The organism is Ruegeria sp. BHSA163 (assembly GCF_059613365.1).
Genome location: NZ_JBXWSJ010000005.1, coordinates 13596 through 39835 on the forward strand (window position 1 = coordinate 13596; position 26240 = coordinate 39835).

Sequence of the window (26240 nt, forward strand, 5' to 3'; positions counted from 1 at the left end):
CGCTCTTTTTTCCGACGGATGCCTCATTTCCGTCAACAGTGGCGACAATGAACAATCTGCTCAAGCCAAGGGGCAGGAAACACTGTCATTCGGGCAAAAAGATGGCAAAACTGGTGCGGCTTTGCATCATTTCTGACGCAAATCCGACGTGTATTAATATTCGTTCTCTACATGTTGTGGTTGCTTGCCAGCCGACCCCAAAAATACGAACGGGGTCGCGAAAGCGACCCCGATAGGTTGAGTATCCACAGAATCGTCTTCAGCGTCAGACCCAGGGACGCGCCTGACTTGCATGATCTTCGAACTTATCGATGTGGTGGTCTTTTTCCATCGTCAGGCCGATATCGTCCAGTCCGTTCAGCAGGCAATGCTTGCGATGTGGGTCGACTTCAAACTCGATAACCACACCGTCCGATGTGGTGATCTGTTGATCTTCCAGGTGAACGGTCATGCGAGCGTTTTCACCCTTATGCGCGTCTTCCATCAGGATCGCATGATGCTCTTCCCCGACAACAATTGGAAGAATGCCGTTCTTGAAGCAGTTGTTAAAGAAGATGTCGGCAAAGCTGGTCGAAATCACAACCTTGATGCCAAAGTCTTTGATTGCCCAAGGCGCATGTTCGCGAGATGACCCGCAGCCGAAGTTATCGCCTGCAACCAGGATTTCGGATTCACGGTAAGCGGGTTTGTTTAGAACGAAATCTTCGTTCTCCTGCCCGTTGTCGTGATATCGCATTTCGTCAAACAGGACGACCCCCAGGCCGGACCGTTTGATAGTTTTTAGATGCACTTTCGGAATGATCATATCTGTGTCGATATTGATCAGTGGCATTGGGGCGGCCACGCCGTGGACTTTGTCAAACTTTTCCATTTTCACACTCCTGCGGGAAAGGGCCGACCCCGTGCCCCGCGTTTAAGCTTCTTTCGCTTCTGTTGTTTCGTTGGGTGCGCCCTTAACGAAGAGCGCCATGAAGACCAAACCGAAACCGTTAAATAGCATCTCGATGCCCAGCAGAATGCCCAGCAGGCGCAATAGAACAGTCGGTTCCGCTGCTGCATAAGACCAGATGATACCTGCAAGTATGATCGACAAGATGCCTGAGATCAGTGTTGGCCAGAAGAACTGGGTTCCTCGCATCTGAAATGAGAGAATGATCCGCGCTATGCCACCTGCCATGAAAAGTATCAGAACTACGGTGGCTAATGTCAGCGTACCTTCCAGTGGGTTGTCCAGAAACGACCACCCGAGAAACAGCATGACGGCACCCATGACAAAAGACAGGATTTTATTACCTGCCCCTTCTACCGTGAACCCTCCGACAACCTGAAGTGCGCCGGATACCAGCAAAAGAATACCGGTAACCAAAGTTACGGTTATGGATGCGACATACGGGGCACCCAGCACAAAGATGCCGAACACTATGGATAGCAGCCCTAGCAAGAGCCATTTGACCCAATCACTCATTTCAGTCTCTCCCTCAAAAATCTAGATATGAGGGTAGCTTACATCAATTCGCGAACGTCTGTCAGCCGTCCTGTGATTGCTGCGGCGGCAGCCATCGCAGGGCTCAGCAAGTGTGTGCGTCCGCCTCGGCCTTGGCGGCCTTCAAAGTTGCGGTTCGAGGTTGCCGCACAACGTTCGCCTGGTTGCAACTGGTCGGGGTTCATGGCCAGGCACATTGAACATCCGGCCAGACGCCATTCGAAACCGGCCTCTTTGAAAACCTCTGCCAGACCTTCTTCTTCGGCCTGAGCGCGAACAAGACCCGAACCCGGTACGACCATTGCACGCATCCCGTCTTTGATCTTCTTGCCCTTAAGGATCTCAGCAGCAGCGCGAAGGTCTTCGATCCTGCCATTCGTACAAGACCCGATGAAGACGGTGTCGATTTCCACGTCGCTCAGTTTCTGACCGGCTTCCAGACCCATGTATTCTATTGAACGACGGGCGGCATCAACCTTACCGCCTTCAAAGTCCTCCGGGTGGGGCACAGTGGCGGTGATCGGCAATACATCCTCTGGGCTGGTTCCCCATGTGACGACGGGCGCGATGTCTTCGCCGCGAAGCGTAACAACCTTGTCGAAATGCGCGCCTTCGTCTGTATAAAGCGTCTTCCACCAGTCCATCGCAGCTTCCCACTGCGCGCCCTTAGGAGCATGTGGGCGGCCTTTTACGTATTCAAAGGTTGTTTCATCCGGGGCAATCAGACCGGCCCGTGCACCGCCTTCGATCGCCATGTTGCAGACAGTCATTCGGCCTTCCATAGACAGATCGCGGATTGCTTCGCCGCAGTATTCGATGACATAGCCTGTGCCGCCAGCGGTGCCAGTCTCGCCAATCACGGCCAGAGTTATGTCTTTGGCGGTCACGCCCAGCTGCAATTTGCCGGTGATTTCTACCTTCATGTTCTTGGACTTCTTCTGGATCAGAGTCTGCGTGGCCAGAACATGTTCTACCTCAGACGTTCCGATACCGTGGGCCAGTGCGCCGAACGCACCGTGGGTTGCGGTATGGCTATCACCGCAAACAACGGTCATGCCCGGCAGAGTCCATCCTTGCTCGGGGCCCACTATGTGGACAATGCCCTGACGGACGTCATGTACCGGATAGTAATGAATGCCGAAATCCTTGGCGTTTTTATCGAGCGCTTCGACTTGTATGCGGGACTCTGGGTTTTCGATCCCGTTCGCTCGATCCGGCGTGGTTGGCACATTGTGGTCCGGCACGGCGATGGTCTTTTCCGGTGCGCGTACCTTGCGCCCGGCCATGCGCAGGCCCTCGAATGCTTGTGGGCTGGTGACTTCGTGCACCAGGTGGCGGTCGATATAAAGAAGGCTGGTGCCATCATCGGCCTCGTGCGCGACGTGAGCATCCCAGATCTTGTCATAGAGTGTTTTGGGGGACATTGGTCCTCTCCCGTATTGAATGAGAAATAGCTGGCGAGTGGCTGCGCGACTATAGGCGGGCCAGAACTGTGCGGGCAGCCCCAAAGAACCGTTCACGCAGACGCGCACGGTCTTGCAGGTCGATATTGGGGGCCTTATGAGGTCTCATAATCGGTCAGATATAGATACTGTCTGAGTCTATCAAGGTCTTAGCACACACTTGAAGATGCTATTGAGGCACAATTCTGCGAGTTTCCAGGGGCCTTCATTGAAATGTCACAAGGTGCTTGTTACCTTATACCTACCCCAGCGCCGGGGCTTGCAGGCGCGTAGCAAAGGAGGACAATGTCCTGTCTCTACATACTCAGGCGGGTTTGCCCGCCGATGAAGGGGCCAGCGTAATGGCCCACTCTCAGTCAATCAGCGACAAGCTGCTTGAACGTATTCTATCCTCACTTTCCGATGACAAAGCCGAAGACGTCGTGCAGATAAACTTGCAAGGCAAGTCATCTGTGGCCGATCACATGGTGGTCGCGTCAGGGCGGTCGACCCGACAGGTTTCGGCTATTGCGGAAAAGTTGACGGATCGCATCAAGCAGGAATTCGGTTTTACATCCAAAGTTGAAGGCAAAGATACCGGCGATTGGGTACTGATCGATACTGGCGATGTGATTGTCCATATCTTTCGCCCGGAGGTACGAGAATTCTATCAGCTGGAAAAGATGTGGCTGCCCCAGAGCGGCAGCGCCTCGGCTAACTGAGGCGCCATCCCGGCCTTTATTAAGAGGCCGACGGCGAGAGAAAGATGCGTATTAGCATTATTGCGGTCGGTCGTTTGCGACCCGGACCGGAAAAGTCACTGCTTGACGACTACCTGACCCGTTTTGAACGAACCGGTCGCGCATTGGGTTTGGGCCCGGTGCGAGTGGTCGAAGTTGAGGACAAAAAGAATGCCGGTGTGGGCGCAGAAGCCGCACTGTTGCGTAAGGCGCTTCCCAGGGACGCGGTTTTATGCACGCTGGATGAACGGGGCAAAACGATATCATCACCCGAATTTGCAAAGAAGCTAGGTGCTTGGCGCGATGCTGGTCGACAGGATTTGGCGCTGATCATAGGCGGAGCTGACGGAATAGACTCTAATCTGCGGGATGAAGCGGACTTTTCGATATCTTTCGGGTCGATGGTCTGGCCGTATATGTTGGTCCGTGTGATGTTATCCGAACAACTATACAGGGCCGCCAACATATTGTCGGGTGGTCCTTACCACCGGATCTGAAATGGCGAAGCTGCTGATCGTTTTCCATTCTCGCACGGGTGGCAGCCGCCAAATGGCTGAAGCTGCCGCAGAAGCCGCGCGTGCAGAGACTGAGACCATTTTGAAATCAGCGGATCAAGCAGGGCCAGACGATCTGTTGCAATCCGATGGTTATATCTTTTGTGCGCCTGAGAATCTGGCGGCGATTTCAGGTTTGATGAAAGAATTCTTTGACCGCTGTTATTACCCTGTTTTGGGTCGAATCGAGGGGCGGCCTTATGCCCAGATGATTTGTGCGGGTTCGGATGGTGAAAACGCGGCCCGCCAAATGGCTAGGATTGCGACAGGCTGGAGGCTGAAACAAGTCCAACCAACCTTGATCCTGTGCACCCATGCCCAAACGCCCGAGGACATACAGGCCGAAAAGGTAATTCCAGAGCATGAATTGGAGCAATGCCGCGAAATCGGGGCAGCGTTAGCAGCCGGCTTAAGCATGGGGGTTTTCTGAGTTTAATTCAGTGCCACCAATACGGTTTCATCGCCCCAACCATCAACATTGCATCGTGCCTGTACTTGCACCTGCGAAACGCCATCCGGAATGACGACACCGCCGAGCGAACGGGTGAACGGCTGTTCATTCTCATGCGGGTGATGCAATACGCGAATACCAAGCTCATTTCCTTGCATGTCTAGTATTCGCCAGCCATCGGCATAATGGTCCCAGCCTGTGTCAGGATGCCTGATCGTGACGTCGAAACTCCAGGTGTCGCCGTCGCGATCGGCCGAGACGTTCTCGATTGTTGGTGGATCGGCCAAAGCTGAACCGGTCATTAGAAGGCTGAGAATCAGATATCGCATGATCGAACCTTAGGGCCTGTCGGGGCCTGTTGAAATCACGTCTCTGTGTTTGGGGGCCGGGTCATTAACACAGTCCGGGAATGCGACACGAACTCACGCCGATACAACACGCCCAGTGTAATGAGCGAACTGACGATCAACGCAACCGGCCCAAGTATCCACGCTAGTGCACCTAGGGCAAAATAAGTCACACGAAGACCTCGATTGAAACTTCTTGCGGCGGTGACGCAGATCTCGGCCGCCTGCGCCGCGCGTGGGTAGGCCTCGGAATTGTCAGGATCGTTCGGCACGGCTGCCATCAGAACGGCGCAGTATCCAAACAAGCGATGTGCCCACACATATTTCAGAAATGCGTTCGCCAAAAAAAGAATTACGATCAATATCTTGACTTCCCATACCACCGCCGGCGCACTACCGATTGCCAAATCTTTGGCGACGCCCGCCAGGCGTTCGGTATTACCCATCAATGCAACTCCGCCGCCGATGGCGATCATGGTGGTCGAGGCGAAAAATGTGCTGCCCTGCCGCATCGTTCCGACGACCTGCGCGTCAAACATTCTGGGTTGCCGCGTTACCATTTCCCGCATCCACTTCCGACGGAAATCATCCATCATCATCGAAACGGATGGCTTATGCGCTGCAGGATGCTCGATCCTCCAGCCAATCCACAACCAAGCGCCCAGCAAAAACAGAATGGCGGCATAGTCCAAAGGGGAAAACAAAATTGCCCTGTCTATCCAAGTCATACCCGCGACAGTACGTCCGGAAATCGTAACTTGCCAGTCACTCAAATTGGTAATATTATTTTACCAAATGGAGGGATCGCCATGGAAATGCCTCAACCAAACCCTGAAATCCTGATGCGCAAGAACACGGTTCTTGCGCGATTGCGACAGGTTTTACCGTCCGACGCCATTATTCACGACGAGGCTGAAACCCGCGCTTATGAATGCGATGCCTTAACGGCCTACAAGTGCCCACCAATGCTGGCAGTACTGCCGTCGAACACTCAGGAAGTTTCGGATGTATTGCGCATTTGCCATCAAGAAGGAGTACCAGTTGTACCTCGCGGAGCAGGGACCTCTTTGGCTGGTGGGGCATTGCCGACGGCTGATTGCGTTATCCTTGGGGTCGCTCGGATGAACGAGGTTCTTGAAACCGACTATGACAACCGATTTATCCGTGTTCAGACTGGCCGAACAAATCTGAGCGTAACGGGTGCAGTTGAAGCAGAAGACTTTTTCTACGCGCCCGATCCCTCATCGCAATTGGCGTGCGCTATAGCAGGAAATATTGCGATGAACTCCGGCGGGGCGCATTGCCTGAAATACGGTGTCACGACCAATAATCTGTTGGGCGTAACCATGGTTATGATGGACGGTAGTGTTGTCGAATTCGGGGGCGCATATCTGGATGCAGGCGGATTGGACCTGTTGGGTTTGATTTGCGGTTCGGAAGGACAGTTGGGTGTGGTAACCGAAGCGACACTAAGGATACTGCGCAAACCCGAAGGCGCCCGACCTGTGTTGATGGGCTTTAGCGACAACGAGGTCGCTGGGCAGTGCGTTTCGGATATTATTAAGTCCGGAATCCTGCCCGTCGCGATCGAATTCATGGATCGTCTTTGCATTGAGGCTTGCGAAAACTTTGCGCAGGCGGGCTATCCCGAATGCGAAGCGCTGCTGATCGTCGAAGTTGAAGGGTCAGAGGCCGAGATAGACAGCCAGCTTTCCAAGATCATAGAAATCGCAAAGCGCCATAACCCGGTGGAGCTGCGCCAAAGCCAATCCGAGGACGAAAGTGCTCGGATCTGGCTCGGTCGCAAGTCTGCCTTTGGGGCTATGGGGCAGATCAATGATTACATGTGCCTGGATGGGACAATTCCGGTGTCTTCCCTTCCTTATGTGCTGCGCCGCATTGGGGAACTGAGCGAGGAATATGGATTGGACGTCGGCAACGTGTTTCATGCTGGCGACGGCAATATGCACCCGTTGATCCTTTTTGATGCCAACAAACCCGGTGATCTAGAGAAATGCGAGGAATTCGGTGCGGAAATACTGAAGCTATGTGTTGATGCAGGAGGGTGCCTGACCGGTGAGCACGGAGTCGGCATCGAGAAACGCGACTTGATGACCCATCAATATTCACCGCAAGATCTGGAAGCCCAAATGCAGGTCAAGGACGTGTTTGACCCAAGTTGGTTGCTCAACCCGGCAAAAGTGTTCCCTTTGAGCGTCTCCGAGGCCCGCCGCGAAGCACAGATTGCGGCAGAATAACAGGCTCTAACAAAGAAGATTTGCTATGAAACCTGAAACTGAAGCCGAACTGGCGGAAATCGTGTCCAGGCTCAAAGAACCGGTTCGTATTGTGGGTGGTGGTACAGGTGGCATCCTTGAACCCGATGCAGAATTGAGTACCACAGGGCTGTCCGGCATCACACTTTACGAACCCGGTGCACTGACTTTGGTAGCACAGGCCGGAACCCCGGTCGCGCAGATCGAAAAACAACTCGCAGCAGAGGGTCAGCACCTTGCGTTCGAACCGGCAGATTATCGCGAATTATTGAGCACAACCGGGGAGCCGACCATTGGCGGCGTTGTCGCAGCGAATGTGTCTGGACCACGTAGAATACAATCTGGAGCGTGCCGGGACTTTCTGCTTGGTGTCCGTTTCGTCAATGGACAAGGAATGGTCATAAAAAACGGCGGAAGAGTGATGAAAAATGTCACCGGGTATGATCTGGTGAAACTGATGGCAGGATCGTGGGGGACATTGGGTGTTTTGTCTGAAGTATCGCTAAAAGTTCTGCCAAAACCTGAAACAACAGCTACTCTTTCAATTCAAACTAACGACTTGGACTTGGCGATTCAGGCAATGTCAAAGGCCTTGCGCTCTCCGTTCGAAGTAAGTGGTGCCGCCTACGATCCGGAGCAGGGGCAAGTATACCTGAGAATTGAAGGTTTTAGTGAATCGGTAGATTATCGGAGCGAAAAACTACGCGTGGAGCTGGCCGAATTCGGCGATATCTCGGATAACAGCAATTCAGAAGCGCTTTGGACTGAAATTCGGGATGCAAACACGTTCGGGGGAATGGAAGGCGACGTGTGGCGCATATCAGTTAAACCCAGCGACGCGCCGCAGATAGTGGCAAATCTGGCGGCGAGAAAAACTCTGCTTGATTGGGGCGGCGGCTTGATCTGGGCGTTGGTCCCAAGCGGAGCAGATATACGTGCTCGCCTGGATCGATTTCAAGGTCACGCAACACTGGTGCGCGCTAATTTAGATACGTTCGATTCCCTTGGTCGTTTTCAGCCGGAAAACGCTGCAATTTCGGCTCTAACTAAAGGAATCAGGAAGAAATTCGATCCGCGGGGTATATTCAATCCGGGGATGATGGGGTAACGCGATGCAGACGCATTTCACCGAAAAACAGTTGCAGGATCCGGCCAATCAGCGGTCCAATGAAATACTGCGCAATTGTGTGCATTGCGGATTTTGCACTGCGACCTGCCCAACATATCAAGTTTTGGGGGACGAGCTGGACAGCCCTCGCGGGCGCATCTACCTGATTAAGGACATGCTGGAAAATGAGCGTGTGCCAGACGAAAAGACCGTCAAGCATATCGATCGGTGTCTATCTTGCCTTGCTTGCATGACGACCTGTCCATCCGGCGTGCATTATACGCATCTGGTCGATCATGCGCGTGAGTACATTGAAAAAAAGTACAAGCGTCCCATAACGGATCGTGCTTTGCGATGGGTTCTGTCGCGAATTTTGCCATACCCAATGCGGTTTCGTTGGGCGCTGATCGGCGCCAAACTGGGGCGACCATTTAGGTTTCTAATGCCTGATGCCCGGCTGCGCGCGATGCTGGATATGGCCCCCAAGCACATTCCACCAGTCAGCCGCAATGACGACCCGCAAAGTTTTCAACCAACGGGGGACCGTAAAAAACGTGTGGCCTTGATGACCGGATGCGCACAGAAAGCATTGAACACAGATATAAACGACGCCACGATCCGATTGTTGACCCGGTTGGGCTGCGAAGTCGTGATCGCCGAAGGTGCGGGATGCTGTGGTGCTCTGACCCATCACATGGGTAAGTCAAAAGAAAGCCATGCTTCGGCGGCAGCCAATATTCGTGCCTGGGTGCGCGAAATGGATGACAAGGGTTTGGACGCTATTGTCATCAATACGTCTGGCTGCGGGACTACGGTTAAGGATTACACCCACATGTTCCGCAACGACGCGCTAGCTCAAGACGCTGAGCGCGTATCAAGAATTGCGATGGACGTAAGTGAGTTGCTGACTCAACTTGACCTGCCGGAGTGTGACGCCAAACCTATTTCGGTGGCTTATCATGCCGCGTGCTCCCTACAGCACGGACAAAAGATCAAGTCGTTTCCAAAAGAGTTGCTACAAACAGCAGGATTCACTGTGTTAGAGCCTGCTGACAGCCATCTTTGTTGCGGGTCAGCAGGAACTTACAACCTGATGCAACCCGTGATTTCCGCAAAATTGAAGGACCGCAAAGTCCGCACGCTGGAGGCTACGAAGCCAGACGTCATCGCCGCTGGAAATATCGGATGCATGATGCAGATCGGATCAGGGACAGAAGTGCCTGTCGTTCATACGATTGAACTTTTGGATTGGGCGACTGGTGGTCCCATGCCGCGAAAATTGCACGCGGGTTCCGCAGCGGCAGCATCCGTACCAATGTTGCGCTAAATTCACATGCGTTATTCTCGCATCAGTATTCAGCCGAAACTCTGGGTGCAGTGATTGCCCTATTTTCGCCTTACGCGGCGCGTATGACCTTTGGTCGGACACAAGACCGGAGTAAAGCGTGCGAAATTGGATAGTTGCCTTAGTAATGGGCATTCTGCCTGCAGCGACAGCTGCACAGGATTCCGGGCTCAAAAGCCTGAAAACTACGGACGCCGGACGGCAATGGATGGCCGTCGGTCGACTGGACATCGATGGAACAGGGTTTTGCACCGGGGCGTTGATATCTCCTACTCTGGTACTAACTGCAGCCCATTGCCTGTACGACAAATCCACGCGTAAACGCATAGATCCAGCGCGGATCGAATTTCTGGCGGGATGGCGGCTTGGCTATGCTTCTGCCTATCGCGCCGCGCGACAGATTGTCATTCACCCCCGCTATCAGTACGACTCTGACGCCACGGCTGATCGAGTCCGTCATGACATCGCTTTGATCGAGCTTTGGCAGCCAATCCGGAACACCTCGGTGATACCATTCGAAACTGGCAGCAGACCATCCCGCGGCGAAGATGTAGGTGTCGTGTCTTACGCTCATGACCGTGCAGAAGCACCGTCCTTGCAAGAAGTGTGTTCCGTTGTGGCGCGACAGTCAGGCGTTTTGGTTATGTCCTGCAACGTCGATTTTGGAGCTTCGGGCGCGCCAATCTTTTCATTTGAGGGGGATCAACCCCGGATCGTTTCCGTGGTCTCGGCCAAGGCCGAGTTGGAAGGAAGCCGTGTGGCATTGGGCGCGGCGTTGGAAGAGTCACTGGAAATGTTGCAGGTCGAATTAACTGAAGGTCGCGGGCATACATCCGCATCCGGTGCCGGAAGTGCAGGGAAAAACGTAGGCGCGAGATTCTTGAAACCGTGAAACGGCTTCTATTAAAAACAGCAATTTGCCTGGTAGTTACGGCGTCAATTGTTCAAGCACAGACTGGCAACCAACGTCGTTTGACGGATCGCGATGACCTTTACGGTTGGGAGGCAGTCGGGAGATTAGACATTGGTGAACAGGGGTTCTGCACGGCAACATTGATAGCGCAAGATTTGGTGCTGACTGCAGCACATTGCGCCTTGGACAAAGCTACAGGCGAGCCGTATGCGCCCGGTGTGTTAACATTTCGCGCAGGGCTAAGCGATGGCAGATCGCTTGCTGATCGCAAGGTTGTTCAGATCGCTGCCCCCTCCGACTTTGTCGCTAATAACCCGGTTTCCGCTCGTCGCGTCCGCCGTGATGTGGCACTGATGCGGTTGGAAGAGCCGATACCTTATTCAATCGCTAATCCTTTTGCCCTGCACAGTGGGCGGCTGTCGGGAACTGAGATAAGTGTCGCGTCTTATGGACGCGGTCGGACAGAGGCTATTACTCGCCAACGTTCCTGCCGCATCCTGCAACGTGGGCAGGGAATAATCAGTTTTAACTGCGATGTTACTCTTGGATCGTCCGGGTCGGCCATCCTTGCTAAAAGCGGTCCGCGTTGGCAAATTCTTTCAGTCGTGTCCGCAGTCGGGTCTGACGGGCGTAGGAAAGTTGGCTACGGGATGGAATTGTCCGAAATTGTGCCCGAACTGAAGGCAATCTTGCACAGAGACGCCCCACGTCCGGCGGTCACGATCCGAAGAATACAACCAGGATCGAACAGGTCCACGTCTGGCGCGAAATTCATCAGCTCTGATGGGTCTTGAACTGCGCTAATTGCCTACCCATGTGAACTGTATCGGATCGCCTGAAAGGGGTCCGTAATTCACCTTTGCTCGTCCGATAGGAGGGCAAGAAATCGTAAATCGCTCAAAGATGAGGATAACGACACATGCGTAGTTTTGATTTTGCACCGCTTCACCGTGCGACTGTTGGGTTTGACCAGATCGCGGATATGATGGATCGGGTATTGACCAATGACGTGGCACAACCCAGCTACCCGCCTTACAACATTGAAAAAACAGACGCCGACACATATCGGATTTCGATTGCTGTCGCAGGCTTCGCCGAAAGCGACTTGTCCGTCGAGGTAAAGGAAAATGCCTTGATCGTGGCTGGCAAAAAAGCCGCTGACGACAAAGAGCGCAGCTATCTACACCGTGGTATTGCGACCCGCGGGTTCCAGAGACGCTTTGCATTGGCCGATCATGTGCGCGTCACCGGAGCAAGCCATGAGAACGGAATGCTGAACATCGACCTTAAGCGCGAAGTTCCAGAGGCGCTTAAGCCGCGTCGGATCGAGATTTCCTCGGCAAATGCAATCGAAAAGGACGTGGTCGACGCCAAAGCAGTTAACTAAGGCCATAGACCACCTTGCGATAGTCCAGCCTATAAGAACTATCGCACAATACGCCCCGCGTTCCTCCAGGCGCGGGGCTGTGTTGTTAAAGACATGTTCGTCGAAACTGCAGGCGCTGAGCCTAATTTAACTCAATGTATTATGTTGAACCGTGCGCGGATCGCATCCTCTTGCTGTGCGTCTAGATAGTTTGGGTGATACTCTTTTAGAATTTCACGCGCACGATTATTAGCAGCGGCCCATGTGTCTGGTGCTCCGCTATCAGCCCAGACCCGGGGTTCGCTTCGATCCGCAATTGAAGGATAAAAATAATCCCGCTCCATTGCGGCGAGGGTTTGAGGGCCTCCAAGAAAGTGACCATCGCCAAGTACCGCCTCGACAATTGCGTCGAATCCCAGATTGTTCTCTGTGACCTCGACACCTCGAAGAGCACGATAAATTCCGGAATGCATTTCATCGTCAAGGATGAAAGCTTCGAAGCTGGCTCCAAGCAACGAGGCCGTCATACCTGAACTTTCATATATCAGGTTCCCTCCGGCCAATGCCGTAGCCAGTGCAGTCACGCCTTTTTCGCTGCCATATTGCGCGTCAATCGCCTTGGCGTCGGTCATCGAGCTTGCGACTCCGGAAGGTAAACCAAGCCAGTTTGACAGTTGCGCCGATGCAGCATTGAGGAGTGCCGTTTCGCCACTCCCGCCAGAAAATGCACCGGTTCGCAGGTCGATTACAAAAGGCCAATTGGAAAATATCATTGGAAAGCCGGGTCGTATTACATTGACCATAACTAAACTTGCCAGCGTCTCTGCCAGCGACTGTGCAAGAAATCCAGCCAATGTCGCAGGCGCAGTTGCCCCAGCTTGCGCTGCGGTGATGCAGGATACGGGGATATTGTGGGCAATACACTCATATACCACATCTACCGCGTCCGCCCCGAACCGCATTGGAGAAATCACCGGGCTAATATGCGCCTTCATAAAAGGCTTTTCTTCAAATGTTGAAAGTCCACCAGCGGAAATGTCCAGCATCCCCATGATAGGAGCGACATGAGTGGCATGCGTAAAAGCGGTCCCGATAGGTTTGGTCGTGTTCTTCAAGAGGGCATAGACCGTGTTGACGTCTAAATCGTAAGTGTCTGGTAAATCGGTCGCGATGCAGCATCTGGTGAACCACGCCACATTGGCAAGCGTATCCTGCAGGCGTGTAAAGTCATGAAGATCTGTAAGGGTTGAAGGGCGGTACAGTCCCGTGTTCAAATCCAAAGTTTGAACTGCGGCGCCGCCAGTTCCAAAGTAAACGCGTTCTCCTCCCACCTCTATCGATCGCGTCCTATCTTTTCCATGCAGGGTAAATGTCTTTGCCGCGTTGCTGATGGACTCCTCGACAAGCGCAGAGGGTAGCAAGATGCGTCCGTCGCCCCGATCCTTCGCTCCGACGTTTTTCAGATCTGCAGCCAAGCGCTCGGGGACTTCGCCCATGCCAAGATGTTCAAGGAGTTTCAGCGCAGTTTCATAAATTGCCGTTATGTCTTTGTGCGACAGAGGTTGGTACATACCTCCGGTCTGACCGGGTGGGCATGGGTTAACCTCTGGCTTAGCCGCACGTTTCGCTAACCGCGTTTCGCGACCGCCTCTTTTCTTGGTTCGACGATGCGTTTCAGCCATCAGCCCTCCTGCTTTCTCATGAAGCAACTACACAGAAGGTGGCGTGTTTTTCCAAATGTTTTTTGCGTTAAGTAGCTGTGCAAAAAGCCCCGCGCAAATGAACGCGGGGCCTTGTCATGGGTTTGGGATATTCAGTTTCCAGCCGTCACGGCCCCGATAGTCCAGAACATCGTTTCGCCCGATGCATCGTCGACACCGTCATTATCGGTCATAACGAACGCCTCGCCCGAGGGTAGTATGGCCAGACCTTCGATCTTGTCCAAAACGTACCCTCCGGTCGAAGTCACATCCGGCAACAGGTCGCGGACTTCTTGTTTGCTGACTACGGGCAGCTCACCACCCAGCGGGGCAGGGGTCATGTCAGCAAGCGGGATACGATAGACTTTCTTGGTAACTGCCCGATGGTCATGCTGGTTGTCGCGTTCAATTACGTAAACATGGTCACCGTGTGCAACGATTTCGGAAAGGCCGACCCAGCCCTTTTCTGGTTCGGCCTTAGGATAGTGCACAGCGCCCCATTCCTTGCTGTCCAGATTATAGGCCACAAGTTTCACATGGTTTTCAGGATCGTCTTTCCACTCTCGCTGAACGGCCATCCATAGGGTGTCACCTACCTTGGTGATGCCTTCGAAACCAAAGCGCTTTTCAACAGCCATCAGTTCGGGCGGCAAGCCTATTTCACCCTTTCGGTCTTTGATTTCGCCTTTTGATGACACGTGATAGATCGCGTGCGGGATAACTCGGTCGGTGCGGCCTTCGGATGCCACGTAAAAGCCACCCTCTCCGTCCAGAGTGATGCCTTCAAGGTCTAGTTTCTGAGCCGGGTTGCCGTCCTGACGATGGATGCGGATCACATCGACGATACGGGCCGGTGTCTGGCTCGGGTCAATCTTGAAGATCGACGGTTGGAAGCCATAAAAGCTGTCATTGACCGCATAGATCATGCCGTCCTCATCGGCGACCAGACCGGATAGAGCACCCCATCCGATCAACTCGTCCGTACCTTCTGACGTCAGATGCGGATAAGATGCGGGGGCGTCTTGATATTCAAAGATCGAGACATGCGCGCGTGGGCCACCATCTTCGATAAGATCTTTTTCGTTGGCCGAAATCAGCAGGTTGCGTTCGGGGATTGCGACATAGCCTTCCGGACCCACTCCCGAAGGCAACAATTGCTTCAGAACCGGATTGGCCGGGTCGGTCGCATCATATACTCCGACGACCGAAGCGCGCTCGGCCCCAACGAAGATCATTGGCATGCCGCCAAAGGTCGCAGCGGTCACGCTTTCAGGTTCAACACCCTTACTGTCCGAGCGCTTGTCCGGATAATGACCGATCTGGATGATGGCCTTTTCGAATTCGGTGCCGTTTTCGTAAACAACGGTGCCGTCCTTGTTGAAAATGGTCCAACCGCGAGAACCACCTTCGTAGTCACCTTCATTGGCGGTTGCGAAGTGATCGTCGTCGATCCATTTGACCGCGTCAGGCTCACGCAGGCGACCCGGCTGGCTTTCAGTGAAGATCAGCGCGCCGCGCTCATCGGTCGCGTCAATGCCTTCAAGGTCCACGCTGCCTGCCGAGAAATGGCTGACCACGTTGCCGTTCTTGCCGACAACCGCGATGTGGTTGTTTTCCTGCAAGGTGACGACGGTTTCACCAAGATTATTGATGTCGACGAACTCGGGCTCGGGGTCGCTCGGTGCGACCTCGGCAAGACCTGTCAAATCTGCAATTTTCATTCCGGCACAATCCAGCGCACCGTCAATTACCGGGACCAGAGCCAGGTTGCCGGCAGGCAACTGTGGAATCACGCCATCGTTCAGGTCCTCGTCGCGCTCATTTTCGATCGCAACGGCCACAAAACTCCCATCGGGAGCAATTGCGATGCTGTCGGGTTGACCGCCCAGGTCACATGCACCGGTTTCAGTTTTTTCGGCGATATCGACCGAAATCAGCTTACCAGACGGCGCCATGTAGCTTTCCGACGTGTTCACACCCACAAAGCCTGTACCGCCAATGATGCCAACTGATGTGGGCTCGCCGCCAACTTCCATGCTGCCTAAAGGGGCTGGGTTGGCCGGGTCGGTGATGTCTACCATACCGATAACACCAAGCGGGCTGTCAGTATAAACCAGCGTCATACCATCAGCGGTTGCCGCTATGATCTCAGGTGACGTTTCGCGGTCAGTGTCGGCACCTTCGGCCATGTTCTTGACCACAGGGAAGGATGCAATTCGATTGAAGTTCATCTCGGCCCAGGCCTGACCTGTGGTCAGGGCCAGGGCAGATGTCAGGCAGACAAAGCGCAATAGCATAGGTGGGATCCTCTCTCACTTGGACGCAAGTGGGATGAACGGGGTTTATTGCGGGCTTGTGACGGTTTTGAATCAGTTTGATGACAAGATTGGCAAGCGGGTCTAATCATCGAACCGAACGCGGGCAAAAAGCTCGCGCTAGAGTTGTCCCATCTATCTTTTCTTTCCAGAATTTGCCAATCTTTGCGGGAATTTAGCATCCAAGGGGATGTAAAAGCGTGTAACATTGCCTATCTTATTGGATGAATAAGAAAAAATAGGGACAGAACAGATGTCGAACGATCAATTCGAAGCGTTGATTCAGGAAACACAGCAGAAGGTACGCGAAAGCCAATCGCAGATTGAAGGATTGACCTCACGTATCGAAGCTGCGCGCGCCAAGATTGGTACTGCCGAGGCAGACATCGACATCGAAAATGCTACGCTTGAAGATGTTCATGCGCACACAGAGGTGATGAATGCCAATATCGCCGAGCTGATTATGGGTTTGGATGACGTCACCAATGCTTTCTCGAAGGATTTCGACGAAATGCGCTCGAAGACAGGATGGGAGTCTTTTGTCGGAGTTTTCTCAAAGGGAAAATCTGACTCGATGCGACAAGAGCGTATGCGCACTGCCAACATCGACGACAAGTTGCAAGACCTGATCGCCAAATCAGACGTGATTGTAAAGCTGCTGGAAGGGCAGTTGGCCGTTTTGGAAGAGCAACGTGTGAAGGTCGAGGGAAATCTGACCGGTACTCTGGACGACCGGGAAGCAACGGTGGCAGAGCTAGAAGCGCTGCGCGCTGAGATTCAAGGCATGGACCCAACCATCATCACACTTGAAAATAAGATCAGCGTCGAACAGGACGCCGCCGCGCGCACCCAATTGGAAACCGAATTGGCCGAGTTGAACACACAATACAACGCCAAGGTTCAGGAAGAACAGGTCAAACTGGCCAAATCTCAGACGCTCGAACGCTATATCGAAAAGGGTAAAACCTGGGTCGACTCGCTACAGAACCAGGCGGCAACGCAGATGGTTCTGATCAACAAACTGCAGACAGATACCCAGCAGCGTGTGGTGCTCTACGACGCGCTTAGCAAATCATTGAAAACGGCACAGCAGCAGGACGTGGCCCACCGCATCAACGAGATCGGCGTGCAGACCGACCAGGAGGCGCAAACCGCCATGGCCGCCATCGGCACCGCGACCAACCAGAAAATGGCGGACATGCTTGAGGCGCATGAGGATCACATGGTCTTTGCCCGCGACGTGCTGGAAAAAAAGGCCAAAGCGGATGAGAGGTTCGCGCGCCGGTTCGCGTCGATTGTCGAGAAGCATGATAAGAATTTGTATGGCGGATGAGTTTTCGTGTCCGATCTTACCTATTTGTCATGATTGGTCTTGGACTTGGGATTTACGCCTATAACCTTGATCCGTGTGCATTTGACAGTGGTCCATGCCCATCCAACGCAAGGTCCTTTGGCTTTTTCTCGTTTGTTTTCATCTTCTTTCTAGGGATAGGACCACTGTTGAATAGGTTCGTTTGGAAGGCAACCAAGATGTCTGCCAACGAATATCAGATGGTGAAATGGAGAAGTAAATGTGAGGGACCGATGGGTGGACTTCTGATGTGGTGGTCAGGCGTTCGAGAGGACGGAAGCACTAAGAAATGACTGATCCTACTCAAGACCATGTTGGCCTGACCGACACCTTCGCTTCGCGCCGCTATTTCCGCAAATTCGAGGTGATCACCGTCCACCTCCTGCGCGTGGCCGCAACGATGGAGGCTGAGGGCGCGATCAGCAAGCAAGAGGTGCGGATCGTGTCACGCTACCTTTCAGGGTTGCTCTACACCTTCCGCGCTCTCAGCATGAAGTACCTGCTGGTCGGGCGCGATACGGGCCGTTTCTTTGGCAGCCTCGCCATGGACAAACGCGACAGTGGGTTTCCCGTGGCAGCCGAGTTGTTGACCATGGCCAACGACGCGCAACAGGCAAAAGTCCATCTGGAAAACATGCCCTCGGAAGATGACCTGAAAACCGACATGGTGCGTGCAATCATCGGCGATCAGGAAATCCCTACCAAACTGCAATTCGCACTGTCCCAAAGGCTCTATTACGAGGAATTACTGAAAGGGCAGCTATTCTGGGCGCGAAACGATCCCGAGTGCCATTGGATCGAGCAGATGGGCGACCGCAGGCGTTTCTTGATCCATTGGGCTGTATATGACGGCCAGATCAATCTGCCAGTAATCTATCTTATGTTTCTTGAAGACAGTGGCAAAATTGCCTTACCCAAGGATCAACGCCGCTGGCCCGAGGTGCAGGCGCATTTGATGGCGCAATCGCTTGGCGGGTTAAAGTTAGTGACTATCGCAAAGGGTTTCGATCAGGACTTCGATAACCTGCACCCCAAACATCTGCGTCGAATTCACGTGGGGCCCATGTATTCGTCGGCCTATACCGAGCAATCCGGCCCTTTGCGGCAAGTCCTGGAAGACGCGCAAGCACCCGAGGGGCAAGACTGGGCATTGGCCTGGACCACTGAAGAACTGGAAAGCGAAGAGGTTATCGAGGAACGAGCAGGATGGTTTTCGTCAGTCGAACGCGAGGTTTTCGCGTTGGACCCCTTTGGCGGACAGGGCGCCGAAACGGGGACCACCCGAACCCAGAGATCGATCATACTGCCCCAACGCCCATTCCAGGTATTGGCAGAGCTAAACCCGCCGGGTTTTGGCGATGTACGCAAATTCGTTGTCAGCTTAACCGGGCAGGTATTGAGATATTGAATGCAGCAAAGGCGACTTTGAAATGAGCTTGACGTCAGATCAGATGGAATTGCGCGAAGCCGATATTCGCAAGCACTATCCGGCGGCAACCGCCTTGCTAAACGGGTTCGAACACGCGCCGCGTATTGCAAAAGCGGTTGATGTCACGACTGAGCGGTCTCCGGGAGTTTCCAGCGGGCGGAGGTTCCGGTCAACAACACCGGGGTTGGTGACGCGCCGCATGGTGCGTGCGGACGGGGTGCATTTGGCCGACCGGATCGAGGAGTCGGATGACGGTGATGGGCTCGTTTCACCACCTCAGGCGACGACACAGCAGGCGATACGACGCGGCATCGCAACAGCTCTGGCAGTGGCAGAGGCATATGCAGAGCAAACTCCGCTGGCAGACCTGAAACGCGCAAATCTGGCCGGGGATCTTCCTGCCGCCCGCAAGACCGAGTTTTCCGAGCTTCTAACAGCGGAGGCTCTGATTACGTCCCATGTATTTGGTAACGCTCTGGCATACCTGATGTCCTCGCATCTGGGTGAAACCACGGTCGACATTGGCGAGATCGAAGAAATCCTGACCGACAATGGTCAAATTGCCTTGCACGGCGCATTGTGGGAACTGGACCAGACACTTGCGAAATACGCCGCAGACGACGCGCACCTGATCGCCGCAACCAGCGCCTACGCCGAGCAGCTTATGGACAAGGCCGCGTTGCGCGCGCAATCGGCAGGTCATCTAGCCCCGTTCCAGAATGCCGCTTGGCACATCGAAGCCGATGATCTGACGATCCGAGGGTTTGAACCGTCTTCTAAAGCCAAGTCCACTACCCTGACCATGACGTTCAAAAAACCGAACGAGGTGGTAGGCAATCATATCGCCAAATATCAGGCGATGAAGCTGTCCAAAATGCTGTTGGCCTATGACTTTGACCGACGTCTGAACCCGTTTGCCGAGCTTGGCGGTTTCATCTTTACCTTCATGGGCGACGGCAAACCGGGCACTGGGAAGACCACTCTGATCCAGATGATGGCAGGGCTGATCAACGAGTACTGTCAGAACGCTGGCTATCCGTTTCGCTATCAGAACCTGAGCACAGACAATATCGACAGCTATCAGGGCAAATCCGGTCAGAACGCCAAGGCCTTCATCAACACGATCGTCGACCCCTCGGTCATCGGTTTTGGCACCATCGACGACATCGACCAGCTGGCAGGCAAACGCGGCGATAGGCAGTCCAGCGCCGGGCAATTGGAAATCACAGCCGTGCTAATGGAGAGCTTTGCAGGCGCCAACACCGTTGTGCGCGGCAACTGCACCTTTGGCATGTTTTCGAACTACCCCGAGAATGTGGATGACGCCCTGCGCCAGCGGGCAGGCGCGCGGTTTCTGGTGGACGGCCCGCAAACGCGAGAGGATTACATCGACATTCTGCACCTGCTGATGGGTCGCAACCACGACATCCCGCTGGGCGAGCACGACGCCTTTGCCGCGCAGGAAATCAAGAAGGCCGTCGCTGCCAGTTTCGAAAGCCACTCCCGCCCTCATGAGGAGGCTCTGCTGCAGGTCTATGACCGGGTCTCTGGCCAGATTGGCCAGATGGACACGATTGCCAAGCTGGGCACCTACCTCAAGGCGATCCAACAGGCGGATGAACGCTTTACCGGCCGAGCGATCAAGAACATCACCGACGCGGTCAAGGTCCGCGCGATGGATTTCGAACTGCCCGACGAATGGATGGAAAACCCCGACCTGTTCCTGTTCCGCGACTACGACACCAAGAAAGCCATGATCGAAGACCTGCGCCAGCCGATCACGGTCGAGATGGTGATGCAAGAGATCAACCGCTACGCCGACAGCGAGTTCCGCTATGCCGACAAAAGCGACGAGGTCGCCATCGAGAACGCAGTGCGTGAGATGGGCCGGATGGAAGAGGCCAAGCGGCGGTATCTGGAGGGTAAGGGGTGAGTATTTTATTGTTGGTAATTGTTGTTGCGATATTTGCTTTCATCCCAGCGGTTTCACTGACCGTAGCGATTTGTGGTTGGGATGGGTTATCGCCTGAGAACTTTTTTATTATCCGTACATGTTCCGTGACTGACCCGCCAGCCGAAGTGTTCTTTGGATTCCTGACAATTGGGGGCATTTTGGGTGCGACCGTGGTATTACTATACTGCTTTTGGCGTAGATTTTCGAGATGACGAACTCCATATTCCATAAGTCAATACTCATAGCGCAGCCACGACGCCACATACCTGCCCACCGGTGCGCGCACGATCCACATCCGTCCTCGGGTCGGGTGACTCGCTACTGTTTCGCGAGATGGAAAGTGTTATGATCCGCCTCATCGAAAAAGGCCTGATGTTCGGCAACCTCGTCCATATCTCCAGCCCGGCTCTGGTCGAGCGGTATAACCGCGCGTTGCAGCATCTGGCGGGCAAGACCACGGCGCTGACGGATTTCCATGTCGATATCTCGGGCTATTCGCCCGAGGTAGGGATTGAGTTGGAGGACGAGCTGTACCTCAACCCCAATGGAGTCAACCGGCAGTTCATCCTGATGACGACCGAGCAGAAACGTGCGCCGCTGTTGAACGTCAAATTCTCAACCTCTCGCGATATCCTGCGCGAATTCATTGAAATGAATGAGGCGCAGCTGTTCGCTCTGACCGCCACCGATGCGGTGGCCGGAGAGTTGGTGAACTCGGTCATAAAACTGACAAACCCGCGCGATTTGATGAACATTCGCAAGATCGAGATTGAGGCTGACACCGTCGGTGGCACACTGCGCAAAGCCGAGCAACTGGCGGGCATGGTCGAACGGTTCAAAACCGAAGAGGATGCTTGGTTCGACGACGTGTTGATCGCCAAGATGATCGAAACGGCCAAGGAAACAGGCGATGTGTCTCGCAACCCGGTCCGCCTGCGCCACACGGCGTTTGAACAGCGTAACTTCTGGACGGCGCATTTCGGCGGGCTTTATCTGTTCCCGGATCTGGATCACCCTGCTGCGATCTGCATAGGCGAAAAACCCGACGATCTGCCGATCAAGTATATTTTTGACCCCACGCAACGGAACCAAATTGCCAAATTCCTAGGCTACAATGAACTGGTTGAAACAATCGTCGAAGCGCGCGGTGTGGATTCATCTGCGATCCTACAACAAAAGATGGACTTTCTGACCGTCGACGCCGCAGCGAATGCTGGCGTTGATTTAACAGGTTTGGACCGTGGCGACATGCGGCGGCTGGCTCGCAATCACGCCGATCGTTTGCCCGCGGCGTATCATGGCCTCGCCCAACTGCTGCGCTGGGCGAAAGATGGCGGGCCGTGGCCTCGTATCACGTCGGATCATCCAGCATATTTCTACACCCTGCGTGCCGCAAACACGCCAAACCGTGATCTGGTTAACATGTTGCTGGCCGAGCTTGCACCGTTGGATCCGCGCCAGATGTTCATCTGCCACAAAGAGTTGTTCTATGGCACCTATTCTAAATGGCCCGAGAGCAAAAAGGCCTTTGTTGCCGACTTCCTTGCACGTGAGTATCAGGTAGATAAAGCGGGAGCCCGAGCGGCACTGTTCGGGCACGAGCCGGACATGAGCGGTGAAGATCGCGTTGATGACACTGTTATCGCCCGTGTCGGTCCCTGGGGCGCGTTGAGAAAGGATTGAGATGTTCGGAGCGATGCGTTTGTTTCTGATCCTGCTGGTTATTCAGACGATTGCATATTTTGCGCTGTCGCTGTACTCGCGCGGTGTCCGCAGACGCAAGCTTGAAACTTGGTGGGATGAAAAGGGCAAAACCGGCAACAAGGATGCCTTTATCGAGCGCGGATTGCATGTCTATGACAATTCGTTCCGCCGAAAATTGATTCTTGGCGTCTATATTGTGCCGTGGTTAGCAATTGGCGCCTTAATCTACATTGTGAATTATATGTGAGGGTTACTGCATGGCCTATGTGAAGTGGGCAATCATTATTGTTTTTTGGGGTACGGTCGCCGTTATCCTGCAATACTCCCTGCCACAACACGATGTCGTTCGGATCGTTAATACTTATGAAGAGCGTCAAGACCTGAATGATTGGACCCGAATTTTTTGGTCAGAACCCGAGGATCAATCGACCAGCCTTTCCAATCGAGACGTTCAGTTTATCCAGGCGGTGCGTGCGAATGGAAAGCCAATCGTGTATCGCAACGAAGACACGGGTTGGGGCTGGCCACCATATTTCAAGTTCGACACTGCCAACCTATACACAGAGGCTAATGACGCTAAATCCACAAAGGATAATCCGGATTGGGTTGTCGTAACCTACTATGGCTGGCGTAATGAGTTTATGTCGATCTTTCCCAACGCGATTTTCATAAAACACGTCGAAGGCCCCGATGCACGCGTTATTCCCTGGTTTAACATTGTCTTTCTAATCATTTTTGCCGCATTTATATGGGCGATTTGGGTTCGCTGGCGCCGATTTCGGCAGGCACGGATTGACCCAATGCTGGAAAGCGTTGAGGATGGTTTTTACGCCGCTGGAGACGCGATTGAGGAAAAACGAGGCCGTTTCCGCAGGTGGCTGGATTCATGGAAATCTAAGTGATCACTTGTGGGTGAGAATAAGGGTAATTGCATTTCTGCGTTGCGCCTTACCTCACGACAAATTCGGCATGTAAGGCACCTGCAGCCTTTATTGTTTTCAGTATGTCTATCATGTCCCGTGGTGAGACACCCAGCGCGTTTAGTCCTGAAACAACCTCAGAAAGTGTGGCAGCTTCGGGAATCTCGGCAAGGCCAGTACCCTCTTCTTCCTCGATTTCGGCAACGGTTCTTGGTACAACAACGGTTTCGCCACGCGCAAACGGGTTGGGCTGAACTGCGACGGGCGTCTCTTCGACTGTTAAAGTCAGGTTGCCCTGAGAAACGGCAACACGTGAAATTCTGACATCGCGCCCCATGACAATGGTGCCTGAACGTTGATCCACAACAACGCGTGCCTTGGCTTCTGGCTGAACCAATATGTTCTCGATGCGCCCAATGGCGTGCGCGGTTGAGATCGATTGCGTCGCTGCAATGTCTATCTCGACAGTCCCGGAGTCGCGCATGATCGCGACTGTGCGATTGAATTCCGCATTGATGGCTGTTTCGATGCGCCCGGCCGTGGTGAAATCGGGTTCCCGCAAAGCTAGTCGCATTTGAGTAAGGGCAGAAAGTTCAAAGTCAATTTCGCGTTCTACCCGTGCGCCAGACGGAACCACGCCCGAGGTCGGTACGCCACGTACGACGGATGCCGCCTCGCCTTCGGCTACCGCTCCGCCCGCGAGTACAGTGCCTTGAGCCACCGCGTAAATCTGACCATCCGCTGCGTTCAAGGGAGTCATGATCAATGTACCGCCCAACAAGCTTTTGCTGTCGCCAATCGCTGAAACGGTGATATCAATTTGGCTTCCAACTCGGGAAAACGGTGGCAGGCTTGCTGTCACCATTACGGCAGCAACGTTCTTTGGCCGAAATTCTTCTCCGGTCACGTTTACGCCCAGACGTTCAAGGATGTTGGACATTATTTCTTCGGTAAATGGCGAGTTCCGCAGGCCGTCACCTGTACCGTTCAGCCCGACGACCAGACCATATCCCACAAGATCGTTTCCACGCACGCCGTCGAAATCCACCAAATCCTTAAGGCGGATCGCACCGGCCGTTGCCAGTCCTGGAAGCAGGAATAAAATAAGCGCAAGAACCCTCATCTCAGGAAATTCACCAACGATAGAGTCGAGTTGCGAACTGTGACAGTGTAAAGACTTTCCAATTGGAATTGCACGGCCTTAAGTTGTGTAGCTGTGCTTTCAGGGTCCGCTGCAATAAGGTTGTTTTTGCTGATCTCCAGGCTTGTTCTCGCCGCAGCATTCCGCGTGGCGGCTTGCTCGATACGTTCTTCTGCTGTGCCCACTCTGGCCTGCAACTTGATATTATCTGCCTCATTATCGGCCAGGTCCACGCCTAGTTGCCGAAAGAGGGCCGTTTTTGCATCAGGTGCTATATTTAAGGCTGGATCGGAAACCAATGCAGCAATAGCAACATCGCGCATTGCAGTGCGAAATTGTGTGTCGTTTGCGGTGATTGGAAGGTTGATACGCTCGTTCTCTGATATCTGCATCGGTGTGAGTTTTGTGTTCGAACCCCTGTAGATCACAGTTTCAAATCCGGCCGGGTCGTTGAACCAGTCTTCTGCCGCCTGTCGCATCGCGCTGATCGTCGGTTGACCAACCATCTCGGCTCGAAGAGCAGCCAACAGAGACTCTGGCGAAGCCAAAGGTGAAACATCTGCCGCAATGCCTGAAAACAAGCTGCGTCCGCCGACGCGCTTGTTCAAGGCCGACATCATTGTGTCTAACTCTTCACGAGCCTGAACAGAGGCTTGATCATGCGTGACCGTCTGATTTGCCGTTCCAAAAGACAACAGCGTCGCTGATACTTTGCCAATTGAATCGCCCACAACATTCAAACTTAATTGCATCGCATCGGTAAACAGGCGTGCCTCGGAAGTGGCAACTCTGTACGCGTCGAGCCGGGATAGACTTCTGTCCAGATCCAATAGTTGCGAGTAATCGCCGCCCAAATGTTCAGAGACATTTCTCACCCGGCCCCATTGCATTTCATAGGTCAGAGTATCGAGCTGGTTCCTGATCTGAACACTGCGTGCTCTGACAGTCATGCTCCGGGCCATATCGCCAATCGAGTTAAGCTTCATCATCAAATCCTCAGCAGTGTTTCCATTAGTTCATCGACGACAGAGATCATCCGCGCGTTCGCTGCATAGACCTGTTGAATTTGAGTTAGGTTTTGCAGCTCAGTGTCAGTATCCACTCCCTGACTGGCTTCAACCGTTGCCATTTCGATCTGCGCGGCGTTGGCAAATACGCCTCGGACAACTCTGGTGTTCGTGAGTGATATGCACCTGCGGCCTCGGGCCAAGACCCAAGTTCGGCGAACAGTTCTTTTAGAAACCGCGCAGCATAGCGTGCATTTTCATCGGGATTGAACATGGCATCGATGGATCGGAAGGCCTTGCCGTGCCATCGATAATTGATCTGAAAGCACCCAACATCAAAGCTGCTGATGCCTGACTGGAAAATATCGAAAACGTGGGTTTTGGCTTCGCTCTCCGTTGCGAACCAATAACCTCGTCCCTCCACATTGACGGTCCATGGCCAAGGTTCTAACCGCCCGTTTTTTGCGCGGCCGGTTTCGACTCGAGAAATCGCCTTCAGGACATCCAATGGCACGCCCTCAAGGCGCGAAGCGCGTCGTGCCGCTCGATCGCACTGTCCCACGGGGTCAGGTATGGCGTCCGCGACTTGAATAGACGCGAGAAAAATAAACAGCGCGAGTAAAAACTTGGGCATTCTGCCTGTCCGCGATTCCGAAATCACGTCCAAGCTAGCAACTGATCTATTTACATTGTG

At 53.7% G+C, this 26240-nt stretch carries 24 protein-coding genes and 2 pseudogenes; 15 read left to right on the top strand and 11 right to left on the bottom strand.

Features of this window, described 5'->3' with window-relative positions:
- Positions 1 to 265: 265 nt before the first annotated feature.
- The 3 genes from leuD to leuC are packed head-to-tail and all read right to left on the bottom strand — an operon-like array spanning position 266 to position 2907.
- Positions 266 to 871, bottom strand: coding sequence for a 3-isopropylmalate dehydratase small subunit (leuD, locus tag AC2FNV_RS03830; protein WP_170474279.1), 606 nt, complete (start codon positions 869 to 871; stop codon positions 266 to 268).
- Positions 872 to 913: 42 nt separating this feature from the next.
- Complete coding sequence (locus tag AC2FNV_RS03835) at positions 914 to 1465, bottom strand: HdeD family acid-resistance protein (RefSeq protein ID WP_170474282.1); 552 nt, start codon at positions 1463 to 1465, stop codon at positions 914 to 916.
- Between the two features lie 38 nt (positions 1466 to 1503).
- On the bottom strand, positions 1504 to 2907 hold the full coding sequence (leuC, locus tag AC2FNV_RS03840) for a 3-isopropylmalate dehydratase large subunit (RefSeq protein ID WP_170607435.1): 1404 nt from the start codon (positions 2905 to 2907) through the stop codon (positions 1504 to 1506).
- 380 nt (positions 2908 to 3287) lie between these two features.
- Between leuC and rsfS the strand changes: the two genes are divergently transcribed.
- Genes rsfS through AC2FNV_RS03855 form a run of 3 tightly spaced genes read left to right on the top strand, consistent with a single transcriptional unit; the run spans position 3288 to position 4649 of the window.
- Positions 3288 to 3647, top strand: a complete 360-nt coding sequence (gene rsfS, locus AC2FNV_RS03845) for a ribosome silencing factor (protein ID WP_170607437.1) — start codon at positions 3288 to 3290, stop codon at positions 3645 to 3647.
- Positions 3648 to 3691: 44 nt separating this feature from the next.
- On the top strand, positions 3692 to 4162 hold the full coding sequence (gene rlmH / locus AC2FNV_RS03850; protein WP_170607439.1) for a 23S rRNA (pseudouridine(1915)-N(3))-methyltransferase RlmH: 471 nt from the start codon (positions 3692 to 3694) through the stop codon (positions 4160 to 4162).
- Position 4163: 1 nt separating this feature from the next.
- Positions 4164 to 4649 (top strand): flavodoxin family protein, encoded by a 486-nt coding sequence (locus AC2FNV_RS03855; protein WP_170474296.1) that lies wholly within the window; start codon positions 4164 to 4166, stop codon positions 4647 to 4649.
- A gap of 2 nt (positions 4650 to 4651) precedes the next feature.
- On the opposite strand, the gene AC2FNV_RS03860 is transcribed toward AC2FNV_RS03855, so the two are convergent.
- Positions 4652 to 4999 (bottom strand): hypothetical protein, encoded by a 348-nt coding sequence (locus tag AC2FNV_RS03860; RefSeq protein ID WP_170607441.1) that lies wholly within the window; start codon positions 4997 to 4999, stop codon positions 4652 to 4654.
- 35 nt (positions 5000 to 5034) lie between these two features.
- On the bottom strand, positions 5035 to 5745 hold the full coding sequence (locus tag AC2FNV_RS03865; RefSeq protein ID WP_170607443.1) for a DUF599 domain-containing protein: 711 nt from the start codon (positions 5743 to 5745) through the stop codon (positions 5035 to 5037).
- 81 nt (positions 5746 to 5826) lie between these two features.
- Here AC2FNV_RS03865 and AC2FNV_RS03870 point away from each other — a divergent pair, with 81 nt between their 5' ends.
- The 6 genes from AC2FNV_RS03870 to AC2FNV_RS03895 all read left to right on the top strand — a co-directional run bounded on the left by AC2FNV_RS03870 (position 5827) and on the right by AC2FNV_RS03895 (position 12046).
- On the top strand, positions 5827 to 7275 hold the full coding sequence (locus tag AC2FNV_RS03870; protein ID WP_170607445.1) for an FAD-linked oxidase C-terminal domain-containing protein: 1449 nt from the start codon (positions 5827 to 5829) through the stop codon (positions 7273 to 7275).
- A gap of 25 nt (positions 7276 to 7300) precedes the next feature.
- Complete coding sequence (glcE, locus tag AC2FNV_RS03875) at positions 7301 to 8401, top strand: glycolate oxidase subunit GlcE (RefSeq protein WP_170607447.1); 1101 nt, start codon at positions 7301 to 7303, stop codon at positions 8399 to 8401.
- 4 nt (positions 8402 to 8405) lie between these two features.
- Positions 8406 to 9728 (top strand): glycolate oxidase subunit GlcF, encoded by a 1323-nt coding sequence (gene glcF, locus AC2FNV_RS03880; protein WP_170607449.1) that lies wholly within the window; start codon positions 8406 to 8408, stop codon positions 9726 to 9728.
- A gap of 118 nt (positions 9729 to 9846) precedes the next feature.
- Positions 9847 to 10638: a trypsin-like serine peptidase gene (locus AC2FNV_RS03885; RefSeq protein WP_367648200.1), complete on the top strand. Its 792-nt coding sequence runs from the start codon at positions 9847 to 9849 to the stop codon at positions 10636 to 10638.
- Positions 10635 to 11453 carry a trypsin-like serine peptidase gene (locus AC2FNV_RS03890; protein ID WP_170607451.1) on the top strand — a complete coding sequence of 273 codons (819 nt, stop codon included), beginning with the start codon at positions 10635 to 10637 and terminating at the stop codon, positions 11451 to 11453. Before AC2FNV_RS03885 ends, AC2FNV_RS03890 begins: the two co-directional genes overlap by 4 nt.
- 125 nt (positions 11454 to 11578) lie before the next feature.
- Positions 11579 to 12046, top strand: coding sequence for an Hsp20 family protein (locus AC2FNV_RS03895; RefSeq protein WP_170474319.1), 468 nt, complete (start codon positions 11579 to 11581; stop codon positions 12044 to 12046).
- A 131-nt stretch (positions 12047 to 12177) separates the two neighbouring features.
- Here the strand turns inward: AC2FNV_RS03895 and AC2FNV_RS03900 are convergent, their stop codons facing one another.
- Both AC2FNV_RS03900 and AC2FNV_RS03905 read right to left on the bottom strand, forming a co-directional pair.
- Positions 12178 to 13707 (bottom strand): trimethylamine methyltransferase family protein, encoded by a 1530-nt coding sequence (locus tag AC2FNV_RS03900; RefSeq protein WP_496772461.1) that lies wholly within the window; start codon positions 13705 to 13707, stop codon positions 12178 to 12180.
- A 131-nt stretch (positions 13708 to 13838) separates the two neighbouring features.
- Entirely contained in the window at positions 13839 to 16022 is a 2184-nt protein-coding gene (locus AC2FNV_RS03905) for an esterase-like activity of phytase family protein (protein ID WP_496772463.1), read from the bottom strand.
- 271 nt (positions 16023 to 16293) lie between these two features.
- On the opposite strand from AC2FNV_RS03905, the gene AC2FNV_RS03910 reads away from it, so the two are divergent.
- The 6 genes from AC2FNV_RS03910 (at position 16294) to AC2FNV_RS03935 (ending at position 23380) form a co-directional block, all read left to right on the top strand.
- On the top strand, positions 16294 to 17373 hold the full coding sequence (locus AC2FNV_RS03910) for a coiled-coil domain-containing protein (protein ID WP_170474327.1): 1080 nt from the start codon (positions 16294 to 16296) through the stop codon (positions 17371 to 17373).
- A 307-nt stretch (positions 17374 to 17680) separates the two neighbouring features.
- Entirely contained in the window at positions 17681 to 18799 is a 1119-nt protein-coding gene (locus AC2FNV_RS03915) for a hypothetical protein (RefSeq protein WP_170607457.1), read from the top strand.
- 22 nt (positions 18800 to 18821) lie between these two features.
- Entirely contained in the window at positions 18822 to 20753 is a 1932-nt protein-coding gene (locus AC2FNV_RS03920; RefSeq protein ID WP_170607459.1) for an AAA family ATPase, read from the top strand.
- A gap of 366 nt (positions 20754 to 21119) precedes the next feature.
- Positions 21120 to 22457: a DUF6638 family protein gene (locus tag AC2FNV_RS03925; protein ID WP_496772466.1), complete on the top strand. Its 1338-nt coding sequence runs from the start codon at positions 21120 to 21122 to the stop codon at positions 22455 to 22457.
- Between the two features lies 1 nt (position 22458).
- Positions 22459 to 22725 carry a hypothetical protein gene (locus AC2FNV_RS03930; protein ID WP_170474338.1) on the top strand — a complete coding sequence of 89 codons (267 nt, stop codon included), beginning with the start codon at positions 22459 to 22461 and terminating at the stop codon, positions 22723 to 22725.
- A gap of 10 nt (positions 22726 to 22735) precedes the next feature.
- Positions 22736 to 23380: a DUF1523 family protein gene (locus tag AC2FNV_RS03935; protein WP_170607463.1), complete on the top strand. Its 645-nt coding sequence runs from the start codon at positions 22736 to 22738 to the stop codon at positions 23378 to 23380.
- A 46-nt stretch (positions 23381 to 23426) separates the two neighbouring features.
- Here the strand turns inward: AC2FNV_RS03935 and AC2FNV_RS03940 are convergent, their stop codons facing one another.
- The 4 genes and pseudogenes from AC2FNV_RS03940 to AC2FNV_RS03955 all read right to left on the bottom strand — a co-directional run.
- A complete protein-coding gene (locus tag AC2FNV_RS03940; protein ID WP_496772469.1) occupies positions 23427 to 24521 on the bottom strand; it encodes a flagellar basal body P-ring protein FlgI in 1095 nt (364 codons plus the stop codon).
- Positions 24518 to 25528, bottom strand: coding sequence for a flagellin family protein (locus AC2FNV_RS03945; protein ID WP_254442622.1), 1011 nt, complete (start codon positions 25526 to 25528; stop codon positions 24518 to 24520). Before AC2FNV_RS03945 ends, AC2FNV_RS03940 begins: the two co-directional genes overlap by 4 nt.
- Positions 25528 to 25692: pseudogene (locus AC2FNV_RS03950) on the bottom strand (flagellar basal body rod C-terminal domain-containing protein); the annotation flags it as partial. The gene AC2FNV_RS03945 and the pseudogene AC2FNV_RS03950, both read right to left, overlap by 1 nt.
- A gap of 38 nt (positions 25693 to 25730) precedes the next feature.
- Positions 25731 to 26180: pseudogene (locus AC2FNV_RS03955) on the bottom strand (lysozyme family protein); the annotation flags it as partial.
- Between the last annotated feature and the right edge of the window lie 60 nt (positions 26181 to 26240).

Excerpts from the sequence above, each read along its gene's own strand:
- AC2FNV_RS03940 (WP_496772469.1), bottom strand. The coding sequence starts at position 24,521 with ATGAGGGTTCTTGCGCTTATTTTATTCCTGCTTCCAGGACTGGCAACG.
- AC2FNV_RS03870 (WP_170607445.1), top strand. The coding sequence starts at position 5,827 with ATGGAAATGCCTCAACCAAACCCTGAAATCCTGATGCGCAAGAACACG.
- AC2FNV_RS03920 (WP_170607459.1), top strand. The coding sequence starts at position 18,822 with ATGAGCTTGACGTCAGATCAGATGGAATTGCGCGAAGCCGATATTCGC.
- AC2FNV_RS03915 (WP_170607457.1), top strand. The coding sequence starts at position 17,681 with ATGACTGATCCTACTCAAGACCATGTTGGCCTGACCGACACCTTCGCT.
- glcF (WP_170607449.1), top strand. The coding sequence starts at position 8,406 with ATGCAGACGCATTTCACCGAAAAACAGTTGCAGGATCCGGCCAATCAG.
- AC2FNV_RS03895 (WP_170474319.1), top strand. The coding sequence starts at position 11,579 with ATGCGTAGTTTTGATTTTGCACCGCTTCACCGTGCGACTGTTGGGTTT.
- rsfS (WP_170607437.1), top strand. The coding sequence starts at position 3,288 with ATGGCCCACTCTCAGTCAATCAGCGACAAGCTGCTTGAACGTATTCTA.
- rlmH (WP_170607439.1), top strand. The coding sequence starts at position 3,692 with ATGCGTATTAGCATTATTGCGGTCGGTCGTTTGCGACCCGGACCGGAA.
- leuC (WP_170607435.1), bottom strand. The coding sequence starts at position 2,907 with ATGTCCCCCAAAACACTCTATGACAAGATCTGGGATGCTCACGTCGCG.
- AC2FNV_RS03930 (WP_170474338.1), top strand. The coding sequence starts at position 22,459 with ATGTTCGGAGCGATGCGTTTGTTTCTGATCCTGCTGGTTATTCAGACG.
- AC2FNV_RS03900 (WP_496772461.1), bottom strand. The coding sequence starts at position 13,707 with ATGGCTGAAACGCATCGTCGAACCAAGAAAAGAGGCGGTCGCGAAACG.
- AC2FNV_RS03905 (WP_496772463.1), bottom strand. The coding sequence starts at position 16,022 with ATGCTATTGCGCTTTGTCTGCCTGACATCTGCCCTGGCCCTGACCACA.
- AC2FNV_RS03855 (WP_170474296.1), top strand. The coding sequence starts at position 4,164 with ATGGCGAAGCTGCTGATCGTTTTCCATTCTCGCACGGGTGGCAGCCGC.
- leuD (WP_170474279.1), bottom strand. The coding sequence starts at position 871 with ATGGAAAAGTTTGACAAAGTCCACGGCGTGGCCGCCCCAATGCCACTG.
- AC2FNV_RS03945 (WP_254442622.1), bottom strand. The coding sequence starts at position 25,528 with ATGATGAAGCTTAACTCGATTGGCGATATGGCCCGGAGCATGACTGTC.
- AC2FNV_RS03860 (WP_170607441.1), bottom strand. The coding sequence starts at position 4,999 with ATGCGATATCTGATTCTCAGCCTTCTAATGACCGGTTCAGCTTTGGCC.
- AC2FNV_RS03925 (WP_496772466.1), top strand. The coding sequence starts at position 21,120 with ATGATCCGCCTCATCGAAAAAGGCCTGATGTTCGGCAACCTCGTCCAT.
- AC2FNV_RS03835 (WP_170474282.1), bottom strand. The coding sequence starts at position 1,465 with ATGAGTGATTGGGTCAAATGGCTCTTGCTAGGGCTGCTATCCATAGTG.
- glcE (WP_170607447.1), top strand. The coding sequence starts at position 7,301 with ATGAAACCTGAAACTGAAGCCGAACTGGCGGAAATCGTGTCCAGGCTC.
- AC2FNV_RS03910 (WP_170474327.1), top strand. The coding sequence starts at position 16,294 with ATGTCGAACGATCAATTCGAAGCGTTGATTCAGGAAACACAGCAGAAG.
- AC2FNV_RS03865 (WP_170607443.1), bottom strand. The coding sequence starts at position 5,745 with ATGACTTGGATAGACAGGGCAATTTTGTTTTCCCCTTTGGACTATGCC.
- AC2FNV_RS03935 (WP_170607463.1), top strand. The coding sequence starts at position 22,736 with ATGGCCTATGTGAAGTGGGCAATCATTATTGTTTTTTGGGGTACGGTC.